Annotated in this window: 16 protein-coding genes and 1 tRNA gene; 9 read left to right on the top strand and 8 right to left on the bottom strand. The window is 62.3% G+C overall.

Going from position 1 to position 18,265, the window contains the following annotated elements; genetic code table 11:
- Positions 1-45: 45 nt before the first annotated feature.
- The 3 genes from E5E97_RS18550 to E5E97_RS18540 all read right to left on the bottom strand — a co-directional run bounded on the left by E5E97_RS18550 (position 46) and on the right by E5E97_RS18540 (position 1,924).
- Positions 46-585 carry an isochorismatase family protein gene (locus E5E97_RS18550; RefSeq protein ID WP_171280749.1) on the bottom strand — a complete coding sequence of 180 codons (540 nt, stop codon included), beginning with the start codon at positions 583-585 and terminating at the stop codon, positions 46-48.
- A gap of 15 nt (positions 586-600) precedes the next feature.
- Positions 601-975: a hypothetical protein gene (locus E5E97_RS18545; RefSeq protein ID WP_171280748.1), complete on the bottom strand. Its 375-nt coding sequence runs from the start codon at positions 973-975 to the stop codon at positions 601-603.
- Positions 976-1,174: 199 nt separating this feature from the next.
- Positions 1,175-1,924 carry an NYN domain-containing protein gene (locus E5E97_RS18540; RefSeq protein ID WP_253265102.1) on the bottom strand — a complete coding sequence of 250 codons (750 nt, stop codon included), beginning with the start codon at positions 1,922-1,924 and terminating at the stop codon, positions 1,175-1,177.
- Positions 1,925-2,393: 469 nt separating this feature from the next.
- On the opposite strand from E5E97_RS18540, the gene E5E97_RS18535 reads away from it, so the two are divergent.
- Positions 2,394-3,224, top strand: coding sequence for a MetQ/NlpA family ABC transporter substrate-binding protein (locus E5E97_RS18535; protein WP_171280747.1), 831 nt, complete (start codon positions 2,394-2,396; stop codon positions 3,222-3,224).
- A gap of 70 nt (positions 3,225-3,294) precedes the next feature.
- On the opposite strand, the gene E5E97_RS18530 is transcribed toward E5E97_RS18535, so the two are convergent.
- Positions 3,295-4,041: a phosphatase PAP2 family protein gene (locus tag E5E97_RS18530; protein ID WP_011706498.1), complete on the bottom strand. Its 747-nt coding sequence runs from the start codon at positions 4,039-4,041 to the stop codon at positions 3,295-3,297.
- A 322-nt stretch (positions 4,042-4,363) separates the two neighbouring features.
- Between E5E97_RS18530 and E5E97_RS18525 the strand changes: the two genes are divergently transcribed.
- The 7 genes from E5E97_RS18525 (at position 4,364) to dedD (ending at position 13,236) form a co-directional block, all read left to right on the top strand.
- Positions 4,364-5,494: a 4-phosphoerythronate dehydrogenase gene (locus E5E97_RS18525; RefSeq protein ID WP_139748793.1), complete on the top strand. Its 1,131-nt coding sequence runs from the start codon at positions 4,364-4,366 to the stop codon at positions 5,492-5,494.
- A 142-nt stretch (positions 5,495-5,636) separates the two neighbouring features.
- A complete protein-coding gene (locus E5E97_RS18520) occupies positions 5,637-6,653 on the top strand; it encodes an aspartate-semialdehyde dehydrogenase (RefSeq protein WP_016351142.1) in 1,017 nt (338 codons plus the stop codon).
- A gap of 275 nt (positions 6,654-6,928) precedes the next feature.
- A complete protein-coding gene (locus E5E97_RS18515) occupies positions 6,929-9,127 on the top strand; it encodes a FimV/HubP family polar landmark protein (RefSeq protein WP_171280746.1) in 2,199 nt (732 codons plus the stop codon).
- A gap of 179 nt (positions 9,128-9,306) precedes the next feature.
- Positions 9,307-10,116 (top strand): tRNA pseudouridine(38-40) synthase TruA, encoded by an 810-nt coding sequence (gene truA, locus E5E97_RS18510; protein WP_024944513.1) that lies wholly within the window; start codon positions 9,307-9,309, stop codon positions 10,114-10,116.
- Between the two features lie 119 nt (positions 10,117-10,235).
- Positions 10,236-11,099 (top strand): acetyl-CoA carboxylase, carboxyltransferase subunit beta, encoded by an 864-nt coding sequence (accD, locus tag E5E97_RS18505; protein WP_011706493.1) that lies wholly within the window; start codon positions 10,236-10,238, stop codon positions 11,097-11,099.
- Between the two features lie 2 nt (positions 11,100-11,101).
- Complete coding sequence (gene folC / locus E5E97_RS18500; RefSeq protein WP_171280745.1) at positions 11,102-12,361, top strand: bifunctional tetrahydrofolate synthase/dihydrofolate synthase; 1,260 nt, start codon at positions 11,102-11,104, stop codon at positions 12,359-12,361.
- A gap of 74 nt (positions 12,362-12,435) precedes the next feature.
- On the top strand, positions 12,436-13,236 hold the full coding sequence (dedD, locus tag E5E97_RS18495) for a cell division protein DedD (protein ID WP_171280744.1): 801 nt from the start codon (positions 12,436-12,438) through the stop codon (positions 13,234-13,236).
- Between the two features lie 57 nt (positions 13,237-13,293).
- Here dedD and E5E97_RS18490 read toward each other — a convergent pair whose 3' ends face one another.
- From E5E97_RS18490 to E5E97_RS18480, 3 genes are all read right to left on the bottom strand, one after another.
- Positions 13,294-13,638 carry a TusE/DsrC/DsvC family sulfur relay protein gene (locus E5E97_RS18490; protein ID WP_011706490.1) on the bottom strand — a complete coding sequence of 115 codons (345 nt, stop codon included), beginning with the start codon at positions 13,636-13,638 and terminating at the stop codon, positions 13,294-13,296.
- Positions 13,639-13,658: 20 nt separating this feature from the next.
- A complete protein-coding gene (gene yccS / locus E5E97_RS18485; RefSeq protein WP_171280743.1) occupies positions 13,659-15,812 on the bottom strand; it encodes a YccS family putative transporter in 2,154 nt (717 codons plus the stop codon).
- Between the two features lie 163 nt (positions 15,813-15,975).
- The gene (locus E5E97_RS18480) at positions 15,976-16,632 is read right to left on the bottom strand and encodes a Bax inhibitor-1/YccA family protein (RefSeq protein ID WP_016351136.1); all 657 of its coding nucleotides are present in this window, start codon (positions 16,630-16,632) and stop codon (positions 15,976-15,978) included.
- A 183-nt stretch (positions 16,633-16,815) separates the two neighbouring features.
- On the opposite strand from E5E97_RS18480, the gene E5E97_RS18475 reads away from it, so the two are divergent.
- A tRNA-Ser gene (locus tag E5E97_RS18475) sits at positions 16,816-16,903 on the top strand.
- Positions 16,904-16,972: 69 nt separating this feature from the next.
- Here the strand turns inward: E5E97_RS18475 and E5E97_RS18470 are convergent.
- Positions 16,973-18,187, bottom strand: a complete 1,215-nt coding sequence (locus E5E97_RS18470) for an MFS transporter (RefSeq protein WP_171280742.1) — start codon at positions 18,185-18,187, stop codon at positions 16,973-16,975.
- Positions 18,188-18,265: the final 78 nt, after the last annotated feature.

Genomic DNA, 18,265 nt, shown 5'->3' with positions numbered 1-18,265 from the left:
AGTAATGGCGCCGTGTCGAATGGAGTAGCTGGTCGGCAGGGACGGCTATTTGATCAACCCCAGAATGGATCGAAACGCCGGATGGCGGCAATCGCCCAGCAGCTCGTAGAGGCATATCTCCACCGAGGTGAGTTCGGCCCCGTGTGCCGCCAGCTTGTGGATGGCGAGCTCCCGGTTGGCGGTGCTGCGCGACGACACCGCATCCACCACCAGCGACACCTGGCTGCCCGCGTCCAGCAATCCCTGCACCGTCTGGTAGACGCAGATATGGGCCTCGATGCCGCACACCAGCCAGTGGCTGACGCCCTGGCGGGCGAGGGCGTCGGCCAGCGCCGGTTCCCCCAGGGCGCCGAAGCTGTGCTTGGGCAGCACAAGATCGCCTGCCTGCATCAACTGCAGCTCGGGCACGGTGGCCCCGAGCTTGTCCGGGTTCTGCTCCAGCCAGACAACCGGCAGGCCCAGCAGTCTGGCCCCCGCCACCAGTCTGGCGGTGTTGGCGATCAGGACGTCGCTCTCCTCGACCAGACGGGCCAGTTTGCCCTGAATATCGACGACCAGCAGGCCGGTGTTCGTGGTGGTCAGCATGGATACTCTCCCGGATCAGAGTGAGACAGTGGCGCCGAGTGGGCGGGCGAGGGGTGCGCGCGACTGGTTCCACAGATAGATAAGGGTCAGCGCGATGACGGTACCGATCGGAAAGGCGAACAACTGCAGGGCGACGAAGCACCAGAAGACCACCTTGAAGGCCGTCACCTGTTCGGTGAGCCCGCGGTAGGCCACATAGTTGAAGGCGAGCACAAACAGGGCGATGGCGGTTGCCAGGCCAAGGCTGAGACTCTGCGATGGTGCTATGTCAGCCGGGTGGAGCGGGCTGACCGTGACGACGGCCCAGGCAACGAACGCAATCATGGCGAGGGAGAGCATGGTCGCAACGATAAAGATGGCCTTGGCGAGCAGATGTTGTTTGGGGGTCATGGTTACTCCTGAAGGTGGTAACTGTTACGTTTCGGGTGGCTATGCGAATCACTTCCGCAAACTACCGGCAGGGCTGGAACAGGTCAAAAATAAAGTAATGCAAAATGTAAATTTAGTTGCAGCCTGGCCATACAATGAAAGCCTGAGGTAAGGCGTTTTCCTTATGTCAGCCTGCCAATCGAAAAAAACGACCATCGTTTCATTTGGATTTGGTTAATTGGGATGCCCGCTTTTTATCTCTTACCCATAGTACCGAGTTGTCAGTTTTCTTCATTTCGAACAGATCAATTGCCATGAACAGATCACTGAGTTTTTTAAATCCATAATTTCGTTGATCGAATGAGGCATGGTTTGAGATATGGCTGCCAATTGGACTTAATCTTGCCCAGCCACCGCCTTCCTCTACTGCTTCAATGGCTTGCCTGAGTAAATTGATGAGGCGTGTATCACTCTTGAGGTTCTTGGCTTGTTTGGCAATTGGCTGCTCTTCTTGAATATCCTGCAACTCGGCATCCAGATAGAGAAAACGAGAGCAGCTATTGACGAAAGGCATCGGGGCTTTCCGTTCGCCAAACCCGATCACAAACTTGCCATCAGCCAGACATCGAGTAACAAGTGGGGTGAAATCACAGTCAGAAGAGACGAGACAAATAACGTCGACATCCTTGGTATAGAGAACATCCATGACATCAATCACCAGTGCCATATCGGTGGCATTTTTCCCCTTGGTCAAGTCGAATTGCTGGATTGGTTGAATTGCAAACTCGTGCAGTATTTCCTCCCATGACTTGAGGGTTGGGTTTTTCCAGTTACCATATGCCTTACGAATATTGACTACACCATAACGAGCCAGTTCTGACAATACCCTGTCCATCTTGCCGGCTGGCGCATTATCTGCATCGATAAAGACCGCAATTTTCTCTTTATCCTTCAAGTGACCACCTGTCATTACAATAAATCCAGTTGTAAAAGACGTATCACGATCTAGAAACTATCCCTGTTTGGAATAATAACTGTGCGGCAGTCTGCTGCATGTATGAAATATGCTCAGCCTGCAAAATGTGAGCATTGACTCCCAGATATGTGTCCACTGCAATTCCTTTGCTGATTGAATAACAAGGTTAATCAAATACAACAGCCATCAAGTGACCACAATAAGTCACTTAAGGCCGGCTTGGGGAGGGGGTCAAGCAATAACTGTGTGGTTTATCAAAGATTTCTTGTCATGGGTACCCGGCAGAGCTGAGTGCCGGGCTTCACTGCCATCCGGTAAAGCTTGCCCGGTTTTGTTGCTTGGCGAAGAGAAACGGCTCTGTTATGGTGTGCTTAATTAGCCGTTTGGATGGCTAGATGGTTGCGGTGGTTCAAGCACGACTCTGTCATCGCGCCAGCCGTTGAAATGTTTACAGGGAGTTTTTATGCAGCGTCGTTCCTTCTTTGCCCTTTCCGCCCTGGCCCTGCTGGCCGGTACTCTGCCATTGGCCGCGCTGGCTGCCGATCCGGCCAAACAGGAGATCGTCATCGGCACCACGGTAGGGGATTTTGCCGACATGGTGACCGATTCCATCAAGCCGCAGCTCGAAGCCAAGGGCTACCAGGTCAAACTGGTGGAGTTCACCGACTACGTGACCCCCAATATCGCGCTGGCCGACGGCTCGCTCGACGTGAACTGCTTCCAGCACAAGCCCTACCTGGAGAGCTTTGCCAAGGATCGGGGGCTGTCGCTTGCCCCCATCACCCAGGTACCGACCGGCCCCATGGGCCTCTATGCCGGCAAACTGGGAGAGCTGAAGGCGGTGAAGGAGGGGAGCACGGTGGCCATTCCGAACGACCCCACCAATCAGGCGCGGGCGCTGCTGATGCTGCAGGACCTGGGCTGGCTGACTCTGAAGGAGGGGATCAACCCGCTCAAGGCGAGCGAGTTCGACGTGGTGGAAAACCCGCACAACCTCAAGCTGGTGCTGCTGGAGGCGGCCCAGTTGCCCCGCTCGCGCGAAGACGTGGACTTCTCGGTCATCAACGGCAACTTTGCCGCCTCAAGCGGCATTCCCTTCAGCTCAGGCCTGTTCCTTGAGCGCAGCTACGACTTCATCAACTGGGTGGTGGTAAAAAGTGCCGATGCGGACAAGCCCTTTGCCAAGGATGTGGCTGCGGCCTACAACTCGGCCGCCTTCAAGGCTTATGCCGCCAAGCGCTTCGTTGGTTACAAGTACCCCGAAGGGTGGCAAGGCGCGAGCGCCAGCAACTGAGTGGCCAGCATCAAAGGCTTGCAACAAAACGGGCCCCCGCAGGTGCCCGTTTTTTTGTGTCGTGCAGATGTCAGTAATGGCGCAGCCACCAGCGGGCGGCGAACAGTGCGGTGAGGCTGCCGAGCAGGGCGCTCGCCAGCACATCCAGCGGCCAGTGCATGCCGATCAGCATGCGCGAGAGGCCGACACCGATGGCCCACAGTGGCAGCAGCCAGGCGCCGGCAGGGGCGCGCGCCAGCCAGATCAGACCGAAGAACTGGGCCAGGCTCATGGCGGCGATGCTGTGGCCGGAGGGGAAGGCGTAGTTCACCTCCGCCTGCCAGTGGTTGGCGAGCCACTCGGGCAGTGCCAGCAGCTGGCTGGCGGCATGGACCTGCTCGCTGCGCACCTCCACCTTGCCGGCGTAGAACTGCTGGATGGCGGGGATCAGCTGTTGGCTCTCCAGCCAGAGCAGGTAGGGGCGGGGCTCCTCGGTCAGATGCTTGATCAGGCTCTTGATGAGCCAGTCGCCGGCCAGCACGGCAAACAGGGCGCCGCCGAGGGCCAGCAGCGCCGGCAGGCTCAGCGTCAGCTTGTGTCGGGTCAGCAGCAGCAGGGCCAGGATGCTGACGGCGATACCGGGCACATCCACCATGCGGGTGAGGGCGTAGGGCCACCAGAGCCAGTCCGAGTGCAGGGCCTGGCTCATGAACGGCTGCCAGGGCAGGCAGGCCAGCAGGAGCAGCGGCAGGATCAGGGCGGCACTGAAACACAGCACCTGGCGGCGCGGCAGGGAAGAGGCGTGAGTCGGCATAACGGGGCTCGGCAAGGTGCCCATTCCTGGGCAGCAAAAAAAGAGGCGCCATTGTGCCAGCCCAGTCCGGTCGGTCAAGTCGCGCCCGCTCGCTGTAACACGGGGTTACAAATGAGTGTGGTGATGGCTGACCCGCCGAGTGCAATCCGGCTGGTGGCGAGGGGGAGCATCCGAGGTTGCTTGTACAGGCCGCGCCACTCGGTTGAGCAGAGATGAGTCAGCAGCGCGCAGGCTCCCGCCAGAAAGTCGCGGCGGCGGCCGCTCATGGATGAATAAGCATCTGAAACTTCGGTCTGTTTGGGCTAGAATGGCGCGCTTGTGGCCGCTAGCGAAGTGAGAGAGCCCGATGAAGATCGTCGTTGATGAAAATATGCCCCACGCCCGTGAGCTGTTTGCCGAATTTGGCGAGGTCATCCCGTTGCCCGGCAGGCAGATGCAGGCGGCGGATCTGCAAGAGGCCGACGTGCTGCTGGTGCGCTCCGTCACCCGGGTGGACGCCGCACTGCTGGCCAGCTGCCCACGACTGAGCTTCGTCGGCACAGCCACCATCGGCACCGATCACGTGGACAAGGGGCTGCTGGCCGAGCGGGGCATTCCCTTCTTCAGCGCCCCCGGCTGCAACAAATATTCGGTCGGCGACTATGTGCTCTCCGCCCTGCTGGTGCTGGCCGAGCGCCATGAGCTCAACTTGAGCGAGATGAGCCTAGCGGTCATCGGCGCCGGCAACACCGGCGAGTGTGTGGCAGGCAAGGCCGAGGCCCTCGGCATGCGGGTGCTGCGCTGCGATCCGCCCCGTGCCCGCGCCGCCGAGGCCAACGAGGCGGCGCAGTTTGTCGACTACCAGCAGGCCCTCGGCGCCGACATCGTCAGCTTCCACGTTCCCATCACCCACCAGGGGCCGGACGCCACCTTCCACCTGCTGGATGCGGCGCAGATTGCCGCCCGCCCGGCCGGGCAGATCCTCATCAACGCCTCCCGTGGCGAGGTGTGGGACAACCGGGCCTTGCTGGCGCGCCAGCAGAGTCAGGCGCCGCTGCGGCTGGTGATGGACGTGTGGGAAGGGGAGCCGGAGCCGCTGCAGGCCCTGGTGCCCCACACTGAGCTCGCAACCCCGCACATCGCGGGTTACAGCCTGGAAGGCAAGGCCCGCGGTACCTGGATGCTCTATGAGGCTCTGTGCCGGCAGCTGGGGCGCACACCGCGCCAGGATCTGCAGAGCTTGCTGCCGACCCCCGAGGTGCGCGAGGTGACGCCGGGCCAGCCGGCGGATCAGGCATTGATCAAGCAACTGGTCCACCTTATTTATGACGTGCGCCGCGATGACGCCCGTTTTCGCAACCGACTCGGTGTGGCGGGCAGCTTCGATGAGCAGCGCAAACACTATCCGGAGCGGCGCGAGCTCTCTTCCCTGCAGCTGAAAGGGCCGTTTGCCGGCGCTGCCCTGGCCCGGCTCGGGTTTGTCTGTCAGCCAGACTGAACACTTTACATACTTGAAGGAGCGGGAGCCTTGTCCCACCCATACCCGGTCTGGCCCGACGCCAGACCCGCTATCAGGCAGGTCCGCCTGCCAGCGGTGATGCCAGCGCGCGTCACCGGCACCATCATAGGAGAGAACAGCAGTGAGTCAGCAATTCAACGTAGCGGTATTGGGCGCCAGCGGCGCCGTGGGCGAGGCGATGATCGAGATCCTGGAAGAGCGTGCCTTCCCGATCGCCACCCTCTATCCGCTGGCCTCCAGCCGCAGCGCCGGCGACACGGTGCGTTTTGCCGGCAAGAACGTCGAGATCCTGGATGTGGAGGAGTTTGACTGGAGCCAGGTGCAGATCGCCCTCTTCTCCGCCGGGGCCGAGGTCTCTGCCAAGTGGGCGCCGATTGCAGCCGAGCACGGCTGCATCGTCATCGACAACACCTCCTGCTTCCGTTACGACGAAGACATCCCGCTGGTCATTCCGGAAGTGAACCCGGATGCGCTGGCCGATTTTCGCAACCGCAACATCATCGCCAACCCCAACTGCTCCACCATCCAGATGCTGGTGGCGCTCAAGCCGCTGCACGATGAAGTAGGTATCGCCCGCATCAACGTGGCGACCTATCAGTCCGTCTCCGGCTCCGGCAAGGAGGGGGTGAGCGAGCTGGCGGGCCAGACCGCCCACCTGCTCAACGGTCGTCCAGTGGAGCCGAGCCTCTACCCGCAGCAGATCGCCTTCAACCTGATCCCGCAGATCGACAGCTTCACCGACAACGGCTACACCCGGGAAGAGATGAAGATGGTGTGGGAGACCCAGAAGATCCTGGGGGATGCCAGCATCGCCGTGAACCCCACCTGCGTGCGGGTACCGGTGTTCTATGGTCATGCCGAGGCGGTCCATGTCGAGCTGCACCAGCCACTGGACGCCGAACAGGTAAAAGAGCTGCTGCGCAATGCGCCGGGCGTCACCCTGTTTGACGACGAGAACGACTATCCGACCCCGGTGCGCGACGCAACCGGCAAGGACGAGGTGCTGGTGGGCCGGGTTCGCCAGGATATTTCTCACCCCTGCGGTATAAATATGTGGATCGTGGCCGATAACGTTCGTAAGGGCGCGGCGACCAACAGCGTGCAGATTGCCGAACTGCTGGTGCGCGATTACCTCTGATCGTCGGGTCCATTGGCCTGGCGGGGAGGGAAATCCGCCAGGCTGCCAGCCTGTGCACCCATGGGGTGGATGTGACCGGGGGCGCACTCTGCAGCCCCGAGAATTTTTCGCGATATCAACTGATTAAGTTTTTTCCTACACTCAGGGGCAAGTTGGGTGCTAAATGTGTCGGACTGCTGGCTTGCAACCTGAGCCTGATTTATATTGAACCGACTGTTTTGGGGTAACTATCCAGATTTTTCAATGTGATAGGGCCGTCATACGAAGGAACGAATATGGGACATTCCCGCATAACATTGGCAACGCTACTCGCATTGGGTCTGCTGGGCACGGCCCAGGCCGAAGACTCGGCGCGGGAGCCTTTTTTTGTTGAGCTCAAAGGCCCGGACGAGCCGGCTCCGCCCGCCGTCAATTCCCAGCCGCTGGCACAACCCGTCGCCGCTCCCCGCGCCACGTCTCAACCCAGCCGAGCCACGGCCCAGCCGATCGTGCGGCAGGTCGCGAGCAATGCCGGCAGTTATGGCCCCATTCGTCCCACCGACACCCTCTGGAGCCTGGCGAGCAAGTACCGCCCCTCCAGCAGTGTCAGCGTCTACCAGACCATGGTGGCGATCTACGAGAAGAACCCCCGCAGTTTCGCCGACGGCAACATCAACCACATTCTGGTGGGTTCGCGCATCCAGCTGCCCACCACCGCCGAGGCCAGCGTCATCACCGATGCCGAGGCCCGCGCCAAATTCCGCAGTGACAACGCCAGCTGGAAAGGGCTGAGCCCGAAATACCTGGCGAGCAAACATACCCAGCCGGCCAAGCCGGTGACCACCAAAGCGGTCCCGACCAAGGCGGCCGAGCCGGCCAAACCCGAGGTAGCCAAGGTCGCGCCCGCCAAGGCGGCGCCCATTCCTGCCCCGGCACCCAAGGTGGAGACGCCCCAGCCGGCCACCGAGGTGAAGGCGGTCGCCAAGGCTCCCGAGCCGGTAGCCAGCCAGGCGGCTGCCACCAGCGCCGCCACGGCCAGCGCACCGGCGCCGTTGCCGGCCGATGTCAATCAACCGGTCGGCAAGCCCTCCACCGAGATGGCACTGGCACTGGAAGATGCCAACGCCCAGCTCGGCCAGGTCACCGAGATGAACCACAGGCTCAAGCTGCGGCTGCAATCCCTGACCGAAGAGGTGGAGACCCTCAAGGCCCAGCTGCAGGATCAGACCGCGCTGCAAAAAGAGATTGCCGAGCTCAAGGCCAAACCGGTTCCGCCGGTGGCACCGGCCCCCGAGCCCAAGCAGAACTGGCTGATGGACCTGCTCTCCTCGCCGCTCAACCTGGCCATGATCATCCTGTTGCCGGTGCTGCTGGTGCTGGCGCTGGTGACCCTGTGGCTGCGGGCGCGTGCTCGCCGGGAGCTGGAAGAGCAGGAGAAGAGCCTGTCCGAATCCACCGCCATGGTGATGGATCAGGAGAGCAGCGAATTTGACGAGCTGATGACGGTCGGCATCACCGACGATGAGCCGGTACGACCGCGCCCGGATCTCAACACGCCGGATGGCTACATGGCGGTGGAAGAGCCTGCCGCGCCGGCCGATCTGGTGTTCAGCGACGATGGCGAGATGGACCTGGCCAGCTTCGATGCCGAGCCGGCCCCGCCTGCCAAGGCCGCCATCCGGGATCCGGATCTAGTGCCCGAGCTGGATCTGGCCCACAACGAGTCCATCACCCTCGACTCCGAGCCGGATCTGGATCTTGCCAGCGAATTCAATCCCAAGCCCAAGGCTGGCAACGAGATCATGAGCGAAGAGGAGCTGCAGGCAGCCCTGTTCGCCGAGCTGGATGCGGATCTGGAAGCCGATCTGGCGCTGGACGGCAGCGATGACGGTCAACCCGATGCCGACCCCATGGTCAGCGACGAGGATCTCGCCTCCTTCGATTTGAGCGACTTCGAGACCGCCTTTGCCGAGCCGGGCGCCGACAAGGCAGCCAGTGCCACGGCCGACGCCAGCGCCGATGAGCTGCTGGCGGAGCTGGGGCTAGAGCCCGAGCCCACCAAGGGGAAACAGGAGGCCGCGGCAGATCTGGAGTGGGATCCCAACGAGCTGGCCCTGGCCGATTTTGAGGATGCCTTCGCCGAGGTGGAGTCCCATCCGGGCGAAGTGAAGCCACGGGAGCAGGCACAGGAGAGCGGTTATGTCGAGATCGACAAGCTGCTGGCCGAGGCCGACGCCACCACCACCGAACAGGAACCCTATCAGGGCTTCTCGCTGGATGTGGGGCTGGATGGCTTCCCCGAGGTGCTGCCGGAGTCCACCGGGTTTGACGTGGATGCCGACGATGGCGGGGTGGGTGCCAAGCTGGATCTGGCCCGGGCTTACCTCGAGATCGACGACAAGGATAGCGCCCGCGAACTGCTGCAAGAAGCGGCGGAGCAGGGCACCGAGCATCAACGGGCCGAGGCCGAGAAGCTGCTCAAGCGCCTTGGCTAGAGAGCCAGAGCATAGTGGTGAAAGCAGGGGCAGCCGATGGGCTGCCCCTTGTTTTTGGCATCGGTGTTTCTGGCGCCTGGTCTGGCCTGGACGCTGCTATTTGGGATTTTTGAGGCGAGGCGCGTATAATCCGCCCCGTTTCGTTCACCGCCCCTTTTCATCAGAAGACAAGTTTATCCATGCGAATTGCCCTAGGTATTGAATACGACGGCAGCCGGTATTTCGGCTGGCAGCGTCAGCGCGAAGTGATCAGCGTACAGGAGGAGCTGGAAAAGGCCCTCAGCCGGATCGCCAATCACCCCGTCTCCATCCAGTGCGCAGGGCGCACCGATGCCGGTGTCCACGCTACCGGCCAGGTGATCCACTTCGATACCGATGCGAATCGCGCCGAAGGGGCCTGGACCCTGGGTCTCAACTCCAACCTGCCGCCGGACATCGCCGTGCGCTGGGTCAAGCAGGTAGACGAGGGGTTTCATGCCCGCTTCAGCGCCACCGCCCGTCGCTACCGCTACGTCATCTACAACCACAACTTCAGGCCGGCCATCCTCGGCAGTGGCGTCAGTCACTACCACGAAACCATCGATGCCGATCTGATGCACCAGGCGGGCCAGAGCCTGCTCGGGGAGCACGACTTCAGCACCTTCCGGGCCGTCGCCTGCCAGTCCAACACCCCGTGGCGCAATGTGACGCACCTGTGTGTCAGCCGCTCCGGCCCTTACATCGTGCTCGACATCAAGGCCAACGCCTTCCTGCACCACATGGTGCGCAACATCACCGGCTCCCTGCTGCTGGTGGGGCAGGGGCTCCAGCCGGTGGAGTGGATTGCCGAGGTGCTGGCCGCCCGGGATCGCAACCTGGCGGGCCCGACTGCCAAGGCGGGGGGACTCTATCTGGTGGACGTGGATTACCCGGCGGAGCTGGGGTTGCCGCGGATGCCGCTGGGCCCGTTGTGGCTGCCGGACTCGGCACCGGGTACGACCAGTTTTTAGTAACTGGCCCCGAAAATTTGTGGTTTAATGATCCGTCATTTATTGCCATCGAGCTATTAAGTCATTGAACAATCTAGGCTCGATGCGTTTTGTCAGGCACAAAAGCATTAAGGAATTCCATGAGCTGGCTTGAGAAGATCCTTCCCAAGAGCAAGATCACTACACCTCGTCGTCACAACATTCCGGAAGGGGTGTGGACCAAGTGCAGTGCTTGTGAACAGGTGCTCTACCGGGCAGAGTTGGAGCGCAATCTCGAAGTGTGCCCCAAGTGTGATCATCATATGCGCATCAGCGCCCGTGCCCGCCTCGAGAGTTTTCTCGACGAGCAGGGCCGCACCGAGATCGGTGCCGAGCTGGAGCCGCAGGATGTCTTGAAATTCAAGGATTCCAAGCGCTACAAGGATCGTTTGTCTGCCGCCCAGAAAGAGACGGGAGAAAAAGATGCGCTGGTGGTGATGAAGGGGACCCTCAAGGGGGTGCCGGTCGTCGCCTGTTCATTCGAGTTCTCCTTCATCGGTGGCTCCATGTCCTCCGTGGTGGGTGCCCGTTTCGTGCGCGCCGTCGAGGAGAGCATCAAGGAAGGTCGCGGTCTGGTCTGTTTCTCCACCTCGGGTGGTGCCCGCATGCAGGAGGCGCTGTTCTCCCTGATGCAGATGGCCAAGACCAGTGCGGCGCTGGACCGCCTCTCCAAGGCCGGCCTGCCCTATATCTCCGTGCTGACCGACCCCACCATGGGTGGCGTCTCCGCCAGTCTGGCCATGCTGGGTGACATCAACGTGGGTGAGCCCAAGGCACTGATCGGCTTTGCCGGTCCGCGCGTCATCGAGCAGACCGTGCGCGAGAAGCTGCCGGAAGGCTTCCAGCGCTCCGAGTTCCTGCTGGAGAAGGGCGCCATCGACCTCATCATCGATCGCCGCGAGATGCGCAACCGTCTGGCCAGCCTGCTCGCCAAAATGCTGAATACTCACGTCATCGAAGAGTGAAGATGAGTTCCAACATGCAACAATCCCAAAGCCGGTCGCTGGTCGACTGGCTTTCTTATTTGGAGCAGATCCACCCGGTCAACATCGACATGGGGCTGGATCGGGTCGGCGCTGTCGCCCGCCGCATGGGTCTTACCCAACTGCCGTTCAAGGTGATCACGGTGGCGGGCACCAACGGCAAGGGCTCCAGCTGTGCCATGGCGGCCAGCATACTGATGGAAGCCGGCTATCAGGTCGGCGTCTACTCCTCTCCCCATCTGCTGCGCTTCACCGAGCGGGTGCGGATCAACAGGGCCGAACTGGCCGACAGCGATCACTGCACCGCCTTTGCCGAGGTGGAAGCGGCCCGCGGCGAGATTGCCCTTACCTTCTTCGAGTTCGCCACCCTGGCCGGCTTGTGGCTGTTCCGCCGTGCCGCGCCGGACGTGCTGCTGCTGGAAGTGGGGCTGGGCGGTCGGCTCGATGCCACCAATGTGGTGGAATCCGATGTCGCCATGATCACCTCCATTGCGCTCGATCACTGCGACTGGCTGGGGGATACCCGCGAGGCGGTGGCGGTGGAGAAGGCGGGGGTGTATCGCGCCGGCAAACCCGCCATCAGCGGTGAGCCCAATCCGCCCGTCACCATCGCCAGCGAGGCTGCCCGCCTCGGCGCCTGCCTGCGTCAGGTCGGCATCGATTTTCGTGGTGATGAGCACGCCACCGGCTGGGATTATCACGGCCTTCATCAGTGGCGCGACCTGCCCAAACCGGCCCTGCCGTTGATGAATGCGGTAACCGTGCTGGCAGCGCTGGAGTCCCTTGGTCTGCCGCTACCGGAAGAGGCTATTCGGCAAGGGCTGGCCAATGCCCGACTGGCTGGCCGGATGCAGCAGTTGCAAACCTCGCCGCTGGTTATCGTCGATGTGGCCCACAACCCCCATTCGGCGGCTTATCTGGCGGCTCAACTGCACAAAATGCCCAGCACCGGCGTGCGCCGTGCCGTGGTTGGCATGCTCAAAGACAAGGACATGGCGGGGTCGCTCGCCGAGCTCGATGGTCTCATCGGTGAATGGTATCTGGCCAGCTTGACTGGACCGCGGGCGGCGAGCGCGGCCCAGCTGGCGGCCGCCCTTGGCAGCGAGCGGGGGCCGGCGACCACCTTTGACAGCGTGGGGCAGGCCTATGCTGCCGCATTGGCCGCATCGAGTCCTGATGATATGGTCATTGTGTTTGGTTCGTTTTACACTGTTGCCGACATTCTGGCGGGTGTCGCCGTCTAGGCCACACCCCGGCTCCCCGGCCCTCTGGCGGGGAGCCGAATCGCATATTGAGTTACGTAAAGGTAGGATTCAACTTGGCCTCTAAGTTTCAAAACCGTCTGGTGGGCACCGTCATCCTGGTGGCCCTGGTTGTCATTTTTCTGCCGGATTTGATGGACGGCCACAAGCTGGAGCAGAAGGAAGAGGCGTTTGCCAAGATCCCGCTGCGCCCGGAGCTGGAGCCCGCCAAGCCCGCCTTGCAGGTATCGGCCGCCAGCACCCTGCCGGCGGAGCACCTGGCCAGCCAGCAGCAGGCCTCTGCCGCCGAGCAGTGGCAGGTGGAAGAGGTGCCCGAGCCGGTAACCCTGGGGGCCAAGCAGGGCCAGCCTCCGGTGCAACAACCGGCCGCCAAGCCGGTGACCCAGCCCGTAACTGCGCCTGTGGTCAAGCCCCAGCCCAAGCCTGAAATGATCGCCAAGAAGCCGGTGGAGCAGCCCAAGCCCAAGGTGGTGCCGCCCAAGCCGGTCGAGGTGCAAAAACCGGTTGAGAACAAGCCGCAGGCGGGCCAGATCAAGTCGATGGACGATCTCATCGCCAGCAAGATGGGACAACCGACCACGACGACAGCCTCGGCGCCTGCCGCTACTGCGCCGGCCCAGGGCAGCTGGATCCTGCAGCTCGGCGCCTTCAAGAACGTCGACAGCGTCAATGCGCTGGTGGGCAAGCTGCGGGCTGCGGGCTACTCGGCGCACACCTCGCCGCGTACTCCGGTCCAGGGTCAGCTCAACCGGGTCTTCATCGGGCCGGATGTCTCCAAGGCCAAGCTGCAGGGCATGCAGAGCCGCATCGGCCAGATGACCGGCTTGAGTGGTTCCGTGGTGGCTTACAACCCCTAACAGGGTCGACAAGGTAAAAAAATACCGCGCTGCATCTTGGATGGGCGCGGTATTTTTTTAGATGCATTTCACCGGTTTGGGCAGGCCGCCAATCTTGGTGGCCTGCTTGGCGGGGCCTTCCGGGAACAGCTTGTAGAGGTAGCGGCTGTTGCCCTTCTCGGGGCCGTACTGCTTCTCCATCGCCTTGACCAGGGCGCGGATGGCGGGGGAGGTGTTGAACTCCAGATAGAAGGCGCGCACGAAGCGCACCACTTCCCAGTGCGGCTCCTCCAGCACGATACCTTCCTGCTCGGCCAGTACCAGTGCCAGCGCCTCGCTCCAGTCGTTGCTGTTGAGCAGATAACCCTTGGCATCGGTTTCGATGAGTTGGCCGTTGAATTCCAGCTGGTGATGCTCGGACATGGTGGGCTCCTTGTGGCCTGTCAGGATTGGGCGGGCATGGTAGCGCCTTGTTCCCGGGTGAGCAACCGGCTCTCGTTGGCCAGGGTGAGCAACTCATCCGCCAGCTGGCTGATGAGGTTGAGCTGCTGGGTCAGCATCAGCTGCTCCTCGCTGCTGTCGGGGGTGATGACCGGGCACTGCCCCTCGATCTGCTCCGGCATCTCTCCCGCCAGGTGACCGGCAGCCCGCTCCAGGGTGTGGCTGAGGTGACGGCTGATCTCGTCCAGCTCGCCGATGGCCTCCAGCTTGTCGCGATGTGCCCCCAGCGCCGAGATGTAGGAGAGCAGGGCGTGGTTGCGCCAAGTGAGGGTGAAGCAGAGGTCGAGGAAGCGACGGCGCTTCTGCGGCTCCACCAGCATGCTCTGCCAGGCCATGGCCAGCTCGCTGTCCGCCAGATGGGCGCTCTTGCGCGCCACCCGGTAGTCGATGGACTCATCCCGCTGCTGCTGCAGGCTGGCGAGCACCGCCGAGAGATAGCGGGCGTTGGCCGAGAGCGAATTGGCGATCAGGGTCGGCAGCCGCTTGTATTGCCAGTCCGGCCACAGCCAGGCCACCAGGGCGTAGGAGAGCAGGCAGCCGAGGAGGGTATCGAGCATGCGCGGCCCCAGGATGGCGAAGCCGATGCCATCCAGCAGGTTGAACGCCATCAACACGTAGAGGGTGATGAAGCAGACCGCGGCGCTGTAGTTGCTGCGCACCTGGGTGAAGAACAGGAAGGCGGCCAGCCCCATCACCACCAGCTGTACGTGCAATTCCGGGAACAGCCAGAGCACCGGGATCCCCACCAGCAGGCCGGCGAAGGTGCCGAGCATGCGCTGCACCAGCCGGCGGCGGGTGGCGCTGTAGCTCGGCTGACAGACGAACAGCACGGTCAGCAGGATCCAGTAGCCCTTGTCCAGGTGAAACGCCTGCAGGATGCCATAGCCCACCACCAGCCCGAGGGACAGGCGCAGGGCATGGCGAAACACCATGGAGTTGGGGGTCAGGTGCTGTTTGAGCTGGGTCAGCAGCGGCAGGCGGGCGGGCCGGGCCAGGGGCGGCAGGCTTTGCGGGGCCTGCTCGGGATTTTGCAGCTCCTCGGCACTGGCCAGCAGCTGGTTGATGCTGGCCAGATTGCGGCGCAGAAACTTCATCGGTGTCAGCAGGGTTTTCGGGTAGTGCTGCTTGAGGTGGGTGAACTCCAGCTGATCGCCGAGGGCCTCCAGCGTCCAGTGGATGCGCTTGTTGTGGGCATAGGGTTTGTGCACCAGGATGGCGTAGCCGAGCCGCTGACACGCCTCGGAGAGCTGCAGGAACACCTCCTGGAAGCCGTCAAGCACGATGCCCTGCTTGAGCTCGGCCTCCAGCTTGCTGTAGGGGTAGTGGCTGGACGTGGCCCGCTCGTGGAGCTCCAGCGCCAGCAGGTAGAGGCGCAGCAGGCTGGCCAGCTCGGGGGAGGCCCGGTGACGGGTGCTGAGACGGGCGTTGAGCGCCGACTTGGTGAGCGTCAGGGCGTTGACCAGGTTGATGTTGAGCTGGGCCAGGTTGTGACGAATGGCCTGGGCGCCGTGCTCGTCGGCCGGAAAGAAGCGGGATTTTTCCAGCAGATAGCGGGAGAGGGCAAAGTAGCTCTGGGCCAGCTGTTCGTGCAGGGTCTTGTAGGGCAGCAGCCAGAGCCAGACCAGCGACACCAGGCCATACCAGAGTGCCCCGGCGCCGAGGGCCAGCGGCTGATAGAAGAGATCCGGCGCCTTGGCGGCCCCCAGCATGGTGTAGATGGCGATGAGCAGGGAGCCGAAGCTGATGGTGGCGTAGCGCTGACCGAGCGCCCCCACCATCACGAAGATAAAGGTGGAGCCCGCCAGCCCCAGGGCAAACAGCCAGGGCGTGGGGAAGAGGTACTGCACGCACAGGGAGGCGAACAGGAAGCAGAGCAGGGTCATGGCGAGGTTCTTGACCCGGCCCCACAGACTGTCGTCGGTCTCGGCGATGGCGCCGGCCACCACCCCGAGGGAGAGCAGCACGGTGAGCTGGATGTCGCCGGTCGCCAGGGTGAAGGCAAGCAGCCCCATGATGGCCAGCAGTACCTTGAGGGCGAAATAGATATGACTGTCAGTCAGCAAACGGCGCAACAGGCCAGAGAAATCCATGGGCATGGGAGAGCGCAACCCTTGAGCGAAACGAAAACCAGAGCATAACCGGTCAACAACGAAACGGCCCTGATTTGGATCAGGGCCACTTCGCTTCATATCCTTGATTTACAACTTATCCTGACAGAAACAGGTGCCAATAAAAACCCCGCCGAAGCGGGGTGTTTGATTAGTTGCGGTTGCCGCCAAGCAGACTCAACAGGCTCAGGAAGATGTTGTAGATGGAGACGTACAGGGTGACGGTGGCGGAGATGTAGTTGGTCTCGCCGCCGCGCACGATCTGCTGGGTGGTCAGCAGGATGGCGCCGGAGGAGAACAGCATGAACATGGCGGACAGGGCCAGGCTCAGGGCGCTCATCTGCAGGAAGATGTTGGCGATCATGGCCACCAGCAGTACCCAGAAACCGACGAACAGCATGCCGCCGATGAAGGAGAGGTCACGCTTGGTGGTCAGGGCATAGGCCGACAGACCGAAGAAGGTGAGCGCGGTGCCGCCGAGCGCGGTCATCACGATCTCGCCGCCGCCATTGTTCATGTACATGTTGATGATGGGGCCGAGGCTGTAGCCCAGCAGACCGGTCAGGGCGAAGGTGAACACCAGCCCCATGCCGTTTTCGCGATTCTTCTCGGTCAGGAACATCAGACCGTAGACGCCGATGAGGAAGATGGCCCAGTGCAGGGGCGGCATGTTCATCACGGTGGCTACCCCGGCCACCACGGCAGAGAAGCCAAGAGTGAGGGAGAGCAGCATATAGGTGTTGCGCAGTACCTTGTTGGTATCGCGCGCGGCACTCTGGGTGCCGGTATAGATAGAACGGGTATCCATCTTGGGTGTCCTCTTGATTTCCGGGGTGAGGCGGCAATCCGCCTCGTTAACGCATTGTATGCACTGAATGTCGGGATGACGAGCGCTGATTTCAAGCCCCGCCCCAGCCTGTTGCCCCCTACTATCCCAAATCAAATATGTATTGCATATGAACAAGGGCCTGACGTAGTATGCACGCCGTTCGGAGGGGTGGCAGAGCGGCTGAATGCACCGGTCTTGAAAACCGGCGATGGGCGACCATCCGTGGGTTCAAATCCCACCTCCTCCGCCATCTTCAGAAAAGCCCCCGGCAACCTGGTTGCCGGGGGCTTTTTGCTATCCAGCCGCCGGTGTTTTCGGGTCATGGTGCCGTGCTGGATGTTGGCGGCTTGTACCAGCAGAGGATCAGCAGGGTGAGTAGGCAGCAGGCGGCGCCGGCGTAAAAGGTGAAGGCGGGGCCCAGATGGTCCCACAGCAGGCCGGCCAGCAGGCTGGCCAGCAACATGGCGAGGCCGCAGATGAGGTTGAAGAAGCCAAACGCGCTGCCGCGCAGATCCGCCGGGGCCGTGGCGGCCACCATGGCGGCCAGCAGTCCCTGGGTCATTCCCATGTGAATGCCCCACAGCATCACCCCTGCCAGCAACACGCCCCAGTGGGTGCTGGCCGCCAGCACCAGGTCGGCAGCAATCAGCACCAGCAATCCCCAGATCAGCAGGGTGCGGTGACTCATGCGATCCGAGAGGCGGCCGAACGGGTAGGCGCTGAGGGCATAGATCAGATTCATCGCCACCATGACCAACGGCACCAGTGCCAGCGCCATGCCGCTTTGCTGGGCACGCAGCACCAGAAAGGCTTCGCTGAAGCGGGCCAGGGTAAACAGGGCGCCGATCAGCAGCACCCAGCGATAGGGTTTACCCAGCCGGCGCAGGTTGTCGCGCCGCAGGGGGTTGTGGCGCTCGCGCCCATCGCTCTCTTTGGGTTCACGTGGGCCGATGGCAAGCAGGGCGACCGAGGCCAGTCCAGGAATGACCGCCAGCCAGAAGATGGCGCGAAAATCATCGTGCCAGAGCAGCATCAATCCGACGGCCAGCAGTGGCCCCAGCAGGGCGCCGACCGTGTCGAGGGACTGGCGCAGGCCAAAGGCGGCGCCGCGCAGCTCAAGGGGGGTGAGGTCGGCCACCAGCGCATCGCGGGGGGCGCCCCGAATGCCTTTGCCAATTCTGTCCAGCAGGCGAGCGGTCAGTATCAACCCGCTGCCAGTGGCGATGGCGAACAGCGGTTTGGTCAAGGCTCCCAGCCCGTAACCCAGCAAAGCCAACCCCTTTCGTCTCCCCAGATAGTCGCTCAAGGTGCCGGAGAAGACCTTGACCATCAGTGCCGTGGCCTCCGCCATCCCTTCGATGAGCCCGATGGTGAGGGCGCTGCTGCCGAGCACGGTCACCATGAACAGGGGCAGCAGGCTGTGGATCATCTCGGACGAGATGTCCATCAGCAGGCTGACGAAGCCCAGCACCCAGACCCCGCGCGGGATCCGGTGGGAGGGTGGGGCCGGGTCTTGTCTGTTGCCTGTCGTCATCGGGGGGGCCTTGCCTCGCATCAATTCCCACAGAGCATAGCCAGCCCGGCGACCCAGAGGCGACCGGGCTGGCTTGCT

This window comes from Aeromonas sp. 2692-1, assembly GCF_013085505.1.
GTDB classification, from domain to species: domain Bacteria; phylum Pseudomonadota; class Gammaproteobacteria; order Enterobacterales; family Aeromonadaceae; genus Aeromonas; species Aeromonas hydrophila.
Note: the sequence above shows the minus strand (reverse complement) of the source record. Positions and strands in the feature narration are given on the sequence as shown.